The sequence below is a fragment of the Vreelandella vilamensis genome (assembly GCF_031451755.1).
GTDB classification, from domain to species: Bacteria; Pseudomonadota; Gammaproteobacteria; order Pseudomonadales; family Halomonadaceae; genus Vreelandella; species Vreelandella vilamensis.
Window position 1 is genome coordinate 39,176 of the sequence record NZ_JARWAN010000025.1, and the last position, 14,513, is coordinate 53,688.

Genomic DNA, 14,513 nt, shown 5'->3' on the forward strand with positions numbered 1-14,513 from the left:
CAGAACGCAGTTCACCTAATGCGCTCTGGGGCCGTTTTTTGTGCCGAGCCTTTGGCGAATAATGTTTTGAAAGCCATGCTTAAGGAGCAATAACAACCCCGCCCGAAGCCAAAACGATCACCACGGCCCACGCGGGCAGCTTCCACACGGTCAGCAGTAAAAACCCGGTCAGCACCAGCGCAAACTCGTACGAGCCGAGAATCGCGCTGGTCCATACCGGCTGATACAGCGCCGCGGCTAAAATACCGACCACCGCGGCGTTGGCGCCGCGCATCAACCCCAACGCAAAGCCTACCTGGCTGCTCGCCGGGCCCGGTAGAAACTGACACAGCGCGACCAGGTCGGCGTAGGCGCTTTCGCTCAGCCACTTCCGCCGCGCAACAAACTCAGTGCGGAAGTAACCCAGGTGCGCCACCGGCCCGCCAAAGGACGTTACACCCAGCAACAAAAACGCCTTAAAGACCTCGCTGAGCCGCGATGCCTGCATCCTTCAAACCCTTAATTGCGCAAATAAAAACGCCAGGTTAACCCTGGCGTTTGACAACCACATGACAACGTGACTCTTCGTTACCCTTTACTCTTCGATATCAGTCACTGCGCCGGTGCTAGCGGAGCTGACCAACTTGGCATACTTCGCCAATACACCGCGGCGATAACGTGGTTCTGGCTGCTTCCAAGCCGCGCGGCGGCGCGTTAGCTCTTCGTCGGAAACATCCACTTCGATGGTATCGGCCACCGCGTCAATAGTGATCGCGTCGCCGTCTTCGACCAGCGCCAGCGGGCCGCCTTCAAACGCCTCGGGCGACACATGGCCGACCACAAAGCCGTGGCTACCGCCGGAGAAGCGGCCATCGGTAATCAACGCCACGTCGCTGCCCAGGCCGCGGCCCATAATCGCCGAGGTAGGCGTAAGCATTTCGCGCATGCCGGGGCCGCCCTTGGGGCCTTCGTAGCGAATCACCACCACGTCACCCGCGACCACCGTGCCGTCGTTAATCCGCGCCTGGGCTTCTTCCTCAGAGCCAAACACCCGTGCCGAACCGCTGAAACGCGTGCCTTCCTTGCCGGTAATCTTAGCCACCGCGCCCTCCGGCGCTAAGTTACCGAACAAAATACGCAGGTGGCTTTCAGCTTTAATCGGGTTGCCTAGCGGCGCGATGATTTGCTGATCCAGCGGGTACGGCTCAACGTCGGCCAGATTTTCAGCCAACGTTTTGCCGGTAACCGTCAGACAATCACCATTCAGCAGCCCCGCCTCCAGCAGGATTTTCATCATTGGCTGAATGCCGCCAATCGCCACCAGCTCGCTCATCATGTAGTGGCCGCTAGGGCGCAGGTCAGCGAGTACCGGCACGCGTTTACCAATCTCGGTGAAGTCGGTAAGCGAGAGCTCCACATCAAGGGTGCGCGCCATACCGATTAAGTGCAGCACGGCGTTGGTCGAGCCGCCAAGTGCAATCACGACGGTAATCGCGTTTTCAAATGCCTGGCGAGTCATGATATCAGAGGGCTTGATATCGTTTTCCAGCAGCGCCAGCACGGCTTCACCCGCCGCTTGGCAGTCTTCACGTTTATCGCGGGAAATGGCGTTCTGCGCCGAGCTACCCGGCAGGCTCATGCCCAGCGCTTCAATGGCTGAGGCCATGGTGTTGGCGGTGTACATGCCGCCGCAGGAGCCGGGGCCGGGAATCGCCGTTTCTTCAATGTTTTTGAGTTCGATCAGGTCGATATCGCCGCGCGAGTGCGCGCCCATGGCCTCAAACACCGACACAATATCGGTATGCCCTTCGCCGGGCATGATGGTGCCGCCATAGACAAACACGCTGGGGCGATTGAGCCGCGCCAGGCCCATCACGCAGCCGGGCATGTTCTTGTCGCAGCCACCAATCGCCACCAGGCCGTCAAAGCCTTCGCAGCCCGCCACTGTCTCGATGGAGTCGGCGATCACTTCGCGCGACACCAGCGAGTACTTCATGCCCTCGGTGCCATTGGCAATACCATCGGAAATGGTGATGGTATTGAAAATCACGCCCTTGCCACCCGCCGCGTCAGCGCCGTCGCGAGCAAACTCGGCCAGCTCGCCAATGTGGCTATTGCATGGCGTCACCATGCTCCAGGTCGACGCAACGCCCACCTGAGGCTTTTTAAAATCGTCGTCGTTAAAACCTACGGCGCGCAGCATCGCACGGCTAGCGGCTTTACCGGGGCCATCAACCACCGCGGCGGAATGGCGGCGGGTATTATTCGACGGTTCAATCATGTGACATATCTCTCAGCTGTGTTAACGGTATCGGCATAGCTTGGCGATGCCATCACTTTCGCGCAAGACTAAAAGGGACATAAGTTCATTATTGCCAGGAACGTGCGTTACGAGGCAGATCAACGTGCGGATCGTAGGCTTCTAATAAATCACTTTCTGTCAGATTATCAGTATAAAGCACGAGATTCGTCCCTAACGGGTTTGCCAAAGAAGGAAACAGAACGCCTTTCGTCCCTTGTGCTAATGCCATATCGCCTAATAGCCAGCTCGGTGGCTCGATATGTTCATTGAACCAAAGCTTGCGCCAGTCGCAATAAAGTTCCTGCCAGAGGGAGTCCCATTGCATGCTATAACCGTTACGAAAATCGACAAGCTGAGTAACGCTTATTGTATAGCTGACGATTAGGCCTGGCGGCATCAAGGCAGACAGCTGCTTGTACTCGGCCAAGGCTGTTTGATCATCAAGCGCCAAATATACAGCAGCCATGCCGGGGCGGTTTAATCGACCACCATGCTCTCTCGCTCCAGCACCGCTAGTGGGCGAAAATGCCCATTTTGGCACATGCACACGATAGGCCTGAGTATTTAGCGCTGGCAGTACAATCATCCCACCACACCAGCTTGTAACGCTTTGACATACCGAAGAAGGTCATCGGCGCGGCCTTCGCTCACTAATTGCTCAGGCGTTTTATAATCAAAGGCACCGATAGGCTCATTGCGAAACCAAAACAACGCATCATGGAAGTCACCATTAATATCAGCCGCTGCACCCAATACCCTAAGTGCTTCACGAAGAAAGCGTTGAAGTTTCTCTGCGCCCTGCGCTCTATAGATGGTTGTGCGATGCACGTGCGCGTGACTGGCCAGCGTTTGAATATCCATGCTCAGCGCGCTGGCAAACAGCTTAGGGTTGATGAGCGGCTGGCGTTCTTCACGCGCGACACCTTTCAAGTCAGCAAGAAAGCGCGCAAAGGAGTCTGGGGCTTGATAGCCCATCGGTTCACTATGTGATTCTTCTATCGCTATTGTCATGACAAGCCTCCCGCTGCACTTATGCAACTAAAAAACAACTTATATTCATCATAGCAGTTAAAAGCCAAGAGGCTAATGCATTGAGCGTTGGCCAACCACTTATGGCACCATAGATCTAGCCACCACCACTGCCGTGAAGGAACCTCGTGCATGCCCGCCAATTCGCTGCTTTCGCAAACGCCGTTAACGCCCGGTTTTATGGTGGTTCACGGCAACCGCCTGGAAGATTTACGCGGGCTGGCGGTGGAGTGGATGCGCTTGCACCCGCTGGGGCCGCTGGAAAATGAAACCATTCTGGTGCAGAGCAACGGGATCGGGCAGTGGCTGAAATTGGCGCTGGCGGAAGACCCGGAAAATGGCGGCGCAGGGATCGCCGCGGCGCTGGACGTGATGCTGCCCGCACGGTTTTTGTGGCAGGCCTACCGCACGGTGCTGACTCACGTATCGGATAATGCAGACGCCGTCCCAGAAACCTCGCCGTTTGATAAGTCGCGGCTGGTCTGGCGGCTGTTACGCCTGCTGCCGACGCTTGCTGAGCAAGAGGTCTTTGCCCCGCTGGCGCAGTTTCTGGAAGTCGACCGTGACCAGCGCAAGCACTACCAGCTGGCCGAGCGGCTGGCGGACCTGTTCGACCAGTACCAGGTGTATCGCGCCGACTGGCTGGACGCCTGGGCCAACGGCGACGACGTACTGATTACCGCCAAAGGCGAAGCCCGCCCGCTGGAAGAACACCAGCGCTGGCAGCCTGCGCTGTGGCGCATTCTGCGTGAAGACGTTGCTGCCACCCAGGGCGAAGCAGGCCTCAACAGCAGCCGCGCCCAGGTGCATCGGCGCTTTTTGAAAGCCACCGAACAGCTTGACGGCCAGACCTGCCCACCGGGCCTGCCCCGGCGGCTGATGATTTTCGGCATCTCGTCGCTGCCCCAACAAACCCTGGAAGCCCTGGCGGCGCTGTCGCGCTGCTGCCAGGTGGTGCTCTGCGTGCACAACCCTTGCCAGTACTACTGGGCGGATATCATCGAGCACAAGGACTTACTGCGCGCCAGTCGCTACCGCCAGCGGCGCAAGTCCGGCATGCCGGAAGCGCTGGATGTGCTCGGCACCGGCGACGCCGTTGATGCCCTGCACCTCCACGCCCAGCCGCTGCTCGCCGCCTGGGGCAAACAGGGTCGCGACTACCTGCGCCTATTGGATGAACACGACGACACCGGCGACTACCAGACCCTGTTTGAGCAGCAGGCGCTGCGCATTGATATGTTCGAGCCGTTCTCAAGCGAACAGGGCTGCCTGCTGACACAACTCCAGGACGACATCCGCGAATTGCGCCCGGTGGCGGAAACAAAAAACCACTGGCCCGCGCTCGCCCCGGCAGATGACTCCCTGGTGTTTCATATTGCCCACGGCCCGCAGCGGGAAGTGGAGATTCTTCACGACCAGCTGCTGGCCGCCTTCAGCGCCGACCCCAATCTACGCCCGCGGGATATCATCGTCATGGTGCCGGATATCGACCGCTACGCGCCGCATATTGAAGCCGTGTTTGGCCAGCTCGCCAGCGACGACCCGCGCCATATTCCCTACACGCTTTCCGACCAAGCCAGCCGCCACCGCCTGCCGCTGATGATTGCGCTGGAAAAGCTGCTGCGCCTGCCGGAGCTACGCCTCTCGGTCAGCGACCTGCTGGATCTGCTCGACGTGCCCGCCCTGCGTCAGCGCTTCGGTCTGGAGGAGCGCGACCTGCCGGTACTGGAACGCTGGATGGAAGGCGCGGGTATCCGCTGGGGGCTCAACGCCAGGCAGCGCCAGACCCTGGAGCTACCCGGCGGGCTGAGCCAGAACACCTGGGCCTTTGGCCTACGCCGCCTGCTCTTGGGCTACACCGTGGGCGAAGGCGATGCCTGGCAAGGCATCGAACCGTTTGACGATATCGGCGGGCTGGAAGCGGGCCTGGCCGGGCCGCTGGCGACTCTGCTGGAAAAACTTGAAGCCACCTGGGAGACCTTCCGCCAGCCCACCGATGCCGCCAGTTGGGTGGCGCGGCTGCGTGGGCTTCTGGAAACCTTCTTCCTGACCGACGACGCTCAGGAAAGCGTGATGCTCACCAAGCTGGAAAACGGCCTACAGCAAATACTCGAAAGCAGCCGCGAAGCCCGGCTAGAGGAGCCGCTGCCGCTTTCCCTGGTGCGCGAACACTGGCTGGCGCAGATCGATGAGCACAGCCTTTCCCAGCGCTTTTTGGCCGGAGCGGTCAATTTCGCCACGCTGATGCCCATGCGCGCCATCCCCTTCAAGCGGGTGTGCCTGCTGGGCATGAACGACGGCGAATACCCTCGCTCCCAGCCGCCGCTGGACTTTGACCTGATGGGCAGCGACTACCGCCCCGGCGACCGCTCCCGCCGGGAAGACGACCGCTACCTGTTTCTCGAAGCGCTGCTCTCCGCTCGCGACCAGCTCTACATTAGCTGGGTCGGCCGCAGCCAGATCGACAATACCCCGCTGCCGCCCTCGGTATTGGTCGGCCAGTTGCGCGACCACCTGGACGCCGGCTGGCGCTTTGAACACGGCGCGCCGCTGCTGGATACCCTGACCACCGAGCACCCGCTACAGCCGTTCAGCCGCCGCTATTTCGAAGACAGCGCTGAGTCCGACCGACTGTTTACCTATGCCCATGAATGGCGCGACGTTCACGCCCCGAGAACGCCACCGTCTCAGCCAGAAAAGCTGCCCCCACTGGAAAACACCCCTGCTAGCCTATCCCTCGGCCAACTCGGCGGTTTTCTCCGCGAGCCGGTGCGTAGCTTCTTCAACACCCGGCTGGGGGTGTATTTCGAGCAGGAAGCCATCGCCGAGCTGGACGCCGAACCCTTCGCGCTGGATGGCCTGCAAAACTGGCAGCTGCAGGACCGGTTGATCGCCGCCCAGCGCCACGCAGTCGACAACGGCGAGCCGCGCTTGGAAGCGCTCGACGCCCAGCTGGAACGCTTTCAGGGCCAGGGCGTGCTCGCCATGGGGGCCTTTGGCGAGCGCATGCGCGAGTCGCTGGCCGAGCCCATGGATGACCTGTTCAGCGCCTACGAAGAAGCATTGGCCCAATGGCCCATCGCCTTACCCGCGCCTGAGCCCGTTCGCGTAGAAAGTGCCGATGGCATCGTGCTGGAAGATTGGCTCAACGAGCTGCGCCAGAACGAAGCGGGCGAACGCTGCCGCCTGCTACTACTCAGTAGCAGGCTGATCAGCCAGGGCATCGGGCGCGGCCAATACCGCTGGACCCACCTGCTACGCCCCTGGGTCGCGCACCTGGCGGGCAATCTCAGCGGCCCGATGACCACCCAACTGCTATCCAAGGCGGGTAACATCACGCTGGACCCCATCGCCTCCGACACCGCCCGCGCCCACCTGGAAACCCAGATGGCGGCCTGGCAAGCGGGCCTCAACGCCCCGCTGCCGCTGGCGCCCCAGGCCGCGTTTGCCTGGCTGACCAAACAAGGCACGCCCGAAATGGCAGACGAAAAAAGCCGGGAAAGCGACGCCTACGCCGCCGCCGAAACCGTCTATGACGGCGGCCGTTTCCAAACCGGCGAAGTTGCGCAAAGTGCCTATCTGGCCCACCAGTGGCCCCGCTTCGAGCGGTTGTTCAATGACCACCGCGAACCGGAAAGTGGCTTCGCCGCACTGACCGAGGCGCTCTACGCCCCGCTGTTTTATGCGGTCAAAAATCCCGCTGGCAAAGACACAGGAGCCGCCCAATGAGCCAGGATGCCACCAGCGTATCGCCGCTCAACGCGCTCACCCTCCCCCTCCACGGCAGCCGGCTGATTGAAGCCAGCGCGGGCACGGGCAAAACCTTCACCATTGCGCTGTTATACGTGCGCCTGGTGCTGGGCAGTCAGCACAGCGAAGACGACACCGCCTTTGTGCGTCCGCTCACGCCGCCGGAAATCCTGGTCGTTACCTTCACCAACGCCGCCACCCAGGAACTGCGCGAACGCATCCGCAACAGGCTGGTAGAAGCCGCTGGGGTGTTTCGGGCTGGCACCGCCGACGAGGGAGCTGATTCACTCCTTCTAGAGCTCCGCGACCAATACGATGAAGCCACCTGGCCCGCTTGCGCCCGCCGCCTAGAGCTGGCCGCCGAATGGATGGACGAAGCCGCGGTTTCCACCATCCACAGCTGGTGCTACCGCATGCTGCGCGAACACGCCTTCGATAGCGGCAGCCTGTTCTCCCTCAACCTGGAAAACGACCAGCACGAGCTGGAACAGGAAGTGGTGCGCGACTACTGGCGCACTTTCTACTACCCGCTGGACGCCGAGGCACTCGGTCACATTACCCGCTACTGGAAATCCCCCGACGAGCTGCACGCCCAGGTCGCCCGGCTGCTCGCCGAAAGCGACGCCCTCGGCAGCCAACGCCCCGACCCGGCGGAGACCCTGAGCGCCGCCGAGGCCGAACGCCAGGCAACGCTGAGCACCCTGAAAGCCCCCTGGCCCGCCTGGCTGGACGAGCTGGTGCCCGCCCTGGAAGACGCCGCCAAGCGTAAAGCCTTCAAAGGCCAAAGCTTCAACGCCAAAAGCCGCGCTAACTGGCTGGGCGCGCTGCGCGAATGGAGTGAAAGCGACCTGGAACGCCCCGCGCTGACGCCCGCCGCCTGGAAACGCCTCACCCCGGACGGCATGGCCGAAATCTGGAAAGACGGCGCGCCACCCTGCCCAGCCGCCTGGGAAGCGCTGGCCGAGCTGCCCACCGCGCTCGCCAACCTGCCCGAACCGCGCAACGACCTGCTGATTCACGCCGTGCAGTGGTGCAAGGTACGCCTGGAACGCGAGCAGGAACGCCGCGCCGAAATGGGCCCCAATGACCTGCTCAGCCACCTGGACCGCGCCCTGCAAGGGCCCAACAAAGACGCCCTGGCCGCGCAAATTCTGCGCCAGTTCCCCGTGGCGCTGATTGACGAATTTCAGGACACCGACCCCATCCAATATCGCATCTTCAACGCGGTGTATGAGGTCGCCAAGCCCCGCCGCGACGCCGCCATTCTGCTGATCGGCGACCCCAAGCAGGCCATCTACGCCTTTCGCGGCGCGGATATCTTCACCTACCTGCAGGCCAGAAGGCACACCGCCGGCCGCCACGTCACGCTGGGCACCAACTTCCGTTCCAGCCGCGCCATGGTCGAGGCCGTTAACCACTGCTTCGCGTACGCCGACCGGCAACCCGCCGGGGCGTTTTTGTTCCGCGAAGAAGGCAGCGACAACCCGTTGCCCTTCCAGCCGGTCACCGCCAAAGGCCGCGACGAACAGCTGGTACACCAGGGCCAACCGCTGCCCGCCATGACGCTCTGGGCGCTGCCAAGCGACGAGCCGCTATCCAAAACTGCCTACCAGACCGAAATGGCCGAGCGCTGCGCCTCGCACATGACCGAACTGCTCAGCGCCGGCCAACAGGCAGAAAGCGGCTTCAAGGAAGACGACCAGCTCACGCCGCTCACGCCTTCCGACATGGCGGTACTGGTCAACGGCCTGCAGGAAGCCCGCGCCATTCGCCTGGCGCTGGCCAGCCGCGGGGTCAAAAGCGTTTACCTTTCCGACCACGACAAGGTGTTCAGCTCGCCCATGGCCTCGCAGGTGGAGCGCTGGCTGCGCGCCTGCGCCGATCCGCTGGTCAGCTCCCGCCAGGCTGAAGCCCATCTGCGCGCCGCCCTGGCGACGCCGGTGCTGGGGCTCAGCCTGGCCGACCTGGACCACCTGCAACAAAGCGAGCTGGCCTGGGAAGCGCGGGTCGAACAGTTCAGCCACTACCACCGGCTGTGGCAGCGCCAGGGCGTGCTGCCGTTGGTTCGCCGCATGATGGTGGATTTCGACATTCCCGCCCGCTTGCTGGCGGCGTTCGAAGACGGTGAGCGCTTGCTAACCGACTTGCTGCACCTGGGCGAACTGCTCCAACAGGCCAGCCAGGAACTGGACGGCGAACACGCACTGATTCGCTTTCTGTATGACGCCATCGCCGATCCGGAAAGCCACGGCGACAGCCACAAGCTGCGCCTGGAAAGCGACGCTGACCTAGTCAAGGTAGTCACCATCCACAAATCCAAGGGGCTTGAGTACCCGTTGGTGTTTTTGCCGTTTATCGCCAACCACCGCCCGGTCAGCGACAAGGACCTCCCGTTGCGCTGGCACGACGCCCACGGCCACCTCCAGCTCAGCCTGAGCGCGGATGAAGACACCCTGGCCACCGCCGACCGCGAGCGCCTGGGCGAAGACCTGCGCAAGCTCTACGTCGCGCTCACCCGCGCCCGCCACGCCACCTGGCTGGGGCTGGCGCCGCTCAAGGGGCTGGAAAACAGCGCCATCGGCCACCTGATCAACGGCGGCAAGACCCTCACGCCAGAAGCACTCGCCACCAAGCTGGCAGAGTTGACTGAAGGCAGCGACATTCGCGTTAATTCGCCGCCCGAGCCCACGGCGCTGCGCCTTGCGCCGCCCCAGCAAACCACCACCCTGGGGCACGCCCGCACGCCCAAACGCCCCGCCAAGGAACACTGGTGGATTGCCAGCTACTCGGCACTGCGCCTTTCCGGCACGCTCACCGCCCCTGTAGCCACGCCCCTGGAACCCACCACCGCCCAGGAAGCCACGGCGTTTGAAGTGCTGGATGAACCACAGGAGCTATCTCAGTTGACCCAGCAGGAAGCGTTTCACCTGCACAAGTTTCCGCGTGGCCCCGGCCCCGGCACCTTCCTGCATGGCTTGCTGGAATGGGCCGGCAGAGAAGGCTTTGACAGCGCCGCGACCGACAGCGATGCCCTTGACGATATGCTCTGGCGACGGGTGCAGTTGCGCGGCTGGCAGGCGTGGCAAGCACCGCTGGCCGGTTGGCTAACGACGCTGCTGACCACGCCCTTACCGCTGAACCAAAGCGACAGCGTGCCGCTCACGGAGCTTGGCAGTTATCAGGTTGAGCTAGAATTCTGGTTCGCCGCCAAAGAGGTCAACACCCAGGCCATCGACGCCCTGGTTAGCAAGCACTTACTGCCAGGTGTTGAGCGCCCCGCGCTGGATGCTGACACCCTGAACGGCATGCTCAAAGGCTTTATTGATTTGGCCTTCGAGCACCAGGGGCGCTTCTACGTGCTGGACTGGAAATCCAACTATTTGGGGCCGGATGACAGCGCCTACGAACCCGAGGCCCTGCGCCAGGCGCTACTGACCAAACGCTACGACCTGCAGGCCGCGCTATACCTGCTGGCCATGCACCGGCTGTTAAAAGCGCGCCTGCCAGACTACGACCCGCACCAGCACCTGGGCGGCTCGATGACGGTCTTTCTGCGCGGCAGCCGCAGCCCAGGGCGCGGGGTCTTTGCCGAGCCCGCCCCGGTCGAGCTGATCGAAGCCTTGGATGCCCTGTTTGCCGGCGAGTCATTTTCCACCACGTCGCAAGAGGCCACGCTATGAGCCGCAAACGCACCAACGGCCACCCAGGCGACACCCACACGTTTGACCTGTTCGACGACACCGCCGCCGAAATGAGAGAGCAGAGAGAGCAAAGAGAGCCGAGCGAGCCAACGCCCACGGCGGCTACCGAGCAAGTAAGCGCTTACCTTGCGCTCAGCGACACGGCCGAACTACTGGCGCTGTGCGAGCGCTGGGTGGCGCGGGGTTGGCTGCGGGATTTGGACCGCGCCCTGGTGCGTTTTTTCGCCATGGAAGCGCCAGACGCCCCGCCGCTACTGCTGCTCGGTGCCGCGCTTGCCAGCCACCAGCTAGGCCGCGGCCATGTGTGCCTGGATCTCAACGCTACGCTCAGCGCGCCGGACTTTGCGCTCTCGCTACCGCCGGAAGGCGACGATTTAACCGACCCGCCGCCGCTGCCCAGCCAAGTGCTCGCCCCGCTCACGCTTGCTGACTGGCAAGCCGCGCTCAACCACCCATTGCTTGCCAGCGACGGCCCCGGCAATACGCCGCTCGTGGTCAGCAACAACGGCAACACCACCAAGCTCTACCTGCGCCGCTACTGGCAATACGAGCAAACCCTGCACCAGGAAATCGCCCATCGTCTGGAAGCAATGAACGCCGACGGCGAATCGGCGTTGCTCCCCGATGCGCTGACGATTCTTTTTGACAACACGGGCACCCTGGACTGGCAAAAAACCGCCTGCGCCCTGGCCGCCCGCAACCGCTTTGGCATTATTACCGGCGGCCCCGGCACCGGCAAAACCACCACCGTGGTGCGCCTGCTCGCCCTGTTGCAAACCCTGCAACTGGCAGCGCCCGATGACCAGCCGCTACGCATTCGCCTCGCCGCGCCCACCGGCAAAGCCGCCGCCCGGCTGAATGAATCCATCGCCGGGCAAGTGAATAATTTGCCGATTGATCAGCTAGAGCAGCTCTTAACGAATCGCGTCATGAGCGAAGATGAGACAAGGCGAAGCGCGACGAAAACGCGGAGTTTACATCCTGTAAATAAGCAGTTTGAGGAGCGGTTCAACACAGTATCATCGAGCGCAATAGCGATTCCCACTGAGGTGACCACGCTTCATCGTCTCCTAGGCGCTCACCCCGACACCCGCCACTTCCGCCACAATGCCGCCAACCCGCTGGCGCTGGACGTGCTGGTGATCGACGAAGCCTCGATGGTGGATATCGAAATGATGACCGCCGTGCTGCGCGCCCTGCCCGCCCAGGCGCAGCTGGTGCTGCTGGGGGATAAAGACCAGCTCGCCTCGGTGGAAGCCGGTGCCGTACTGGGCGACCTGTGCCGCCGAGCCGAGGCCGCCCACTACACGCCGGAGACCGCCCAATGGCTGGAACATGCCACCGGCCAGCCGCTGCCGCCGGACTACATCGACGCCCAGGGCCAGCCCCTCGACCAGGCGATTACCATGCTGCGGGTCAGCCACCGCTTTAACGAGCACAGCGGCATCGGCCAACTGGCCCAGGCGATCAACCAGCCAAGCCACAACCATCGTCCAGAGGAAAAACACCAGGCAGTGAACCAGGTGCTGCGCCACGGCTACCCGGACCTGCACCACCTGACGCTGACCGACGACGCCGCGCTGGATAAGCTGGTCATTCACGGCAGCCCCGACAAATTTATCAACGGTGGCGAAGGCCGCACCGACCATAACGGCGCCCCCATCGCCCCACCCACCGGCTACCGCCACTACCTGAACGTGCTGAACGCCCAGCGCCCGCGCGGGGAATCGTTTGAGGAAAGCGCAGACGCCTACAACGACTGGGCAGACGCGTTACTCAGCGCCTACAGCCACTTCCAGCTGCTCTGCGCGCTGCGCAAAGGCCCGTGGGGGGTCGAAGGACTGAACCTGCGCATCGCCAAAACATTGCGCCACGAAAAGCTGCTGTACGGGAGTGATTTCACGCTGGAGAAAGGCTGGTATGAAGGCCGCCCGGTGCTCGTCACCCAAAACGACTACGGCCTGAAACTGATGAACGGCGATATCGGCATCACGCTAGCGGTGCCCGACCCGCGCACGCCGGGCAAAACACTTTTACGCGTAGCCTTCCCCACCAGCGACCCGGAAAAGCCCATCCGTTGGGTACTTCCCTCACGCCTGCACGCGGTGGAAACCGTGTTCGCGATGACGGTACACAAATCCCAGGGCTCGGAGTTCAAACACACCGCCCTGCTGCTACCGCCCACCATCAACCCCATTCTCACCCGCGAGCTGGTCTACACCGGCATCACCCGCGCCCGCGATTGGCTTACGCTGATTGAAGCAAAACGCGGGGTAATGAATGAGGCGGTAACTAGGGAGGTTATGAGGGTTAGTGGGTTGGAAGGAATTTAACGCCCGGCTCACGCGCCGGTTTGGAGCCACAGCGCGGCGGAAAATCGGTCGCTGTGCAGCCGATTGTTAACTGCTGATGCTCAACGTCAATGGTATGTGGTCACTTATTGAAATCCAGTCGTCGTGCCGACCGACCTGCAAAGTACATTCTTTCGTAAAATCAGACGAGGTGAAAACGTAATCAATGTGATACGCCTTCTGGCGGTTCCGCTGTAAGAAAAATGTTGGGCTGGTTTCGTTTCCCTGCTCTTCTTCGAAGACTCTGTGATACTGGCTCTTGAAACCCATCTCGTTAAGCTCGGCAATTACGTCCGAGTGATTCCACCAACGGTCAGGCTTATCCCAGCGAACATTGCTATTAAAATCGCCAAGAATGACTGTTTTTGGCCGGCAAAGGTCTTCACGATGAATCTGAAGATACTTCCAAAATTGCCCCATATAACCAAATGATTCTTCATTTCTCCCCTTCGTCCATACGGCTAGTGCCGTGAAATCTCCGTCAATGGTGAAAGGCAGAAAAAGCCTGAGATCTTCCGTGTTCCAATTCAGTGTTTCACTTTTGCTGGACAGCCCAGATACAGAAAAGCTGCCGTTCCAATCTAACTTTTGAACTCGATGACCGTTTCGTGGAAAAATGCCGATACCACGATTTTTTGACTCGCCCACCCACAGGTAAGAACCTGCCCACTCCCTGTAAGCGGGGGTCGATAGCGCAGGGTCTTCACATTCCTGAATCACCAAGACATCAGCTTCCAAGCTCTCTGCTTCAGCAAGCTTTCGTCGCAGTGCTCCATTACAGTTCCAGGTTACAACTTTCATAGGTAAATACAGTTAACGCAGAGCACACCGGCGCACTTTAGTGCGTCCGAATGACGTGATTAGTTATTTGTGGGGCCAGAAACGTTCTTCCACAGCACATCCGGATGCGAGTCCGGGAAAAGATCAGGCGGGAGGTCGACCCCACTGCAAATATAAGCCCAGTTATCTTGAATGTTGTCAGGTGCGAGTCCTAGACCGATGAGAAGCCTCACATGTGCCCACCAGCCAAAGCGAACTCCCTTGTATACCGACTCAAAATCTATAGATCGAACCTTTTCGAGCCTCTTTTCGGTGTAGGGATGCAAATGAGTTAACGGAATGCGGAATTCTTTGTAAAACTCATCTTTATATTTCAGAAATTCACGATCTGGTTGATTCAGGACTTTTAAGGCTGCTTGCCAATCCTTAGCGAAACCGTTGCCCTTGGAAACCTTCCGGACTGAATCGTTTATTGACACAGCATTTGAGATAATCGCCTCCATTGAGGCTTGATATAGGACTACTGTTGCTCAATGGTTCGGACAGTTTTAAAGAAAGCCTGATGCTCAGATAATGGGGTCTCTGACAACATCACCACCCGAGCACAGGCTTTCATGGAAA

The 14,513-nt window shown here is 61.0% G+C and carries 8 protein-coding genes and 1 pseudogene; 3 read left to right on the forward strand and 6 right to left on the reverse strand.

The window, feature by feature from the left end; all coding sequences use genetic code 11:
- Window positions 1-226: 226 nt before the first annotated feature.
- The 4 genes and pseudogenes from QC823_RS13660 to QC823_RS13675 form a co-directional block, all read right to left on the reverse strand.
- Window positions 227-487: pseudogene (locus QC823_RS13660) on the reverse strand (chromate transporter); the annotation flags it as partial.
- An 87-nt stretch (window positions 488-574) separates the two neighbouring features.
- On the reverse strand, window positions 575-2,260 hold the full coding sequence (gene ilvD, locus QC823_RS13665; protein WP_309656903.1) for a dihydroxy-acid dehydratase: 1,686 nt from the start codon (window positions 2,258-2,260) through the stop codon (window positions 575-577).
- Window positions 2,261-2,348: 88 nt separating this feature from the next.
- Window positions 2,349-2,867: an RES family NAD+ phosphorylase gene (locus QC823_RS13670; protein WP_309656904.1), complete on the reverse strand. Its 519-nt coding sequence runs from the start codon at window positions 2,865-2,867 to the stop codon at window positions 2,349-2,351.
- Window positions 2,864-3,292, reverse strand: a complete 429-nt coding sequence (locus tag QC823_RS13675) for a DUF2384 domain-containing protein (protein ID WP_309656905.1) — start codon at window positions 3,290-3,292, stop codon at window positions 2,864-2,866. Before QC823_RS13675 ends, QC823_RS13670 begins: the two co-directional genes overlap by 4 nt.
- 150 nt (window positions 3,293-3,442) lie before the next feature.
- On the opposite strand from QC823_RS13675, the gene recC reads away from it, so the two are divergent.
- Genes recC through recD form a run of 3 tightly spaced genes read left to right on the forward strand, consistent with a single transcriptional unit; the run spans window position 3,443 to window position 13,094 of the window.
- A complete protein-coding gene (recC, locus tag QC823_RS13680) occupies window positions 3,443-7,039 on the forward strand; it encodes an exodeoxyribonuclease V subunit gamma (RefSeq protein WP_309656906.1) in 3,597 nt (1,198 codons plus the stop codon).
- Window positions 7,036-10,740, forward strand: coding sequence for an exodeoxyribonuclease V subunit beta (gene recB / locus QC823_RS13685; protein WP_309656907.1), 3,705 nt, complete (start codon window positions 7,036-7,038; stop codon window positions 10,738-10,740). The genes recC and recB overlap by 4 nt, the downstream gene beginning before the upstream one ends.
- Window positions 10,737-13,094 carry an exodeoxyribonuclease V subunit alpha gene (gene recD, locus QC823_RS13690; protein WP_309656908.1) on the forward strand — a complete coding sequence of 786 codons (2,358 nt, stop codon included), beginning with the start codon at window positions 10,737-10,739 and terminating at the stop codon, window positions 13,092-13,094. The genes recB and recD overlap by 4 nt, the downstream gene beginning before the upstream one ends.
- Before the next feature lie 66 nt (window positions 13,095-13,160).
- On the opposite strand, the gene QC823_RS13695 is transcribed toward recD, so the two are convergent.
- Entirely contained in the window at window positions 13,161-13,913 is a 753-nt protein-coding gene (locus tag QC823_RS13695) for an endonuclease/exonuclease/phosphatase family protein (RefSeq protein WP_309656909.1), read from the reverse strand.
- A gap of 59 nt (window positions 13,914-13,972) precedes the next feature.
- Window positions 13,973-14,395 (reverse strand): hypothetical protein, encoded by a 423-nt coding sequence (locus QC823_RS13700; protein WP_309656910.1) that lies wholly within the window; start codon window positions 14,393-14,395, stop codon window positions 13,973-13,975.
- Between the last annotated feature and the right edge of the window lie 118 nt (window positions 14,396-14,513).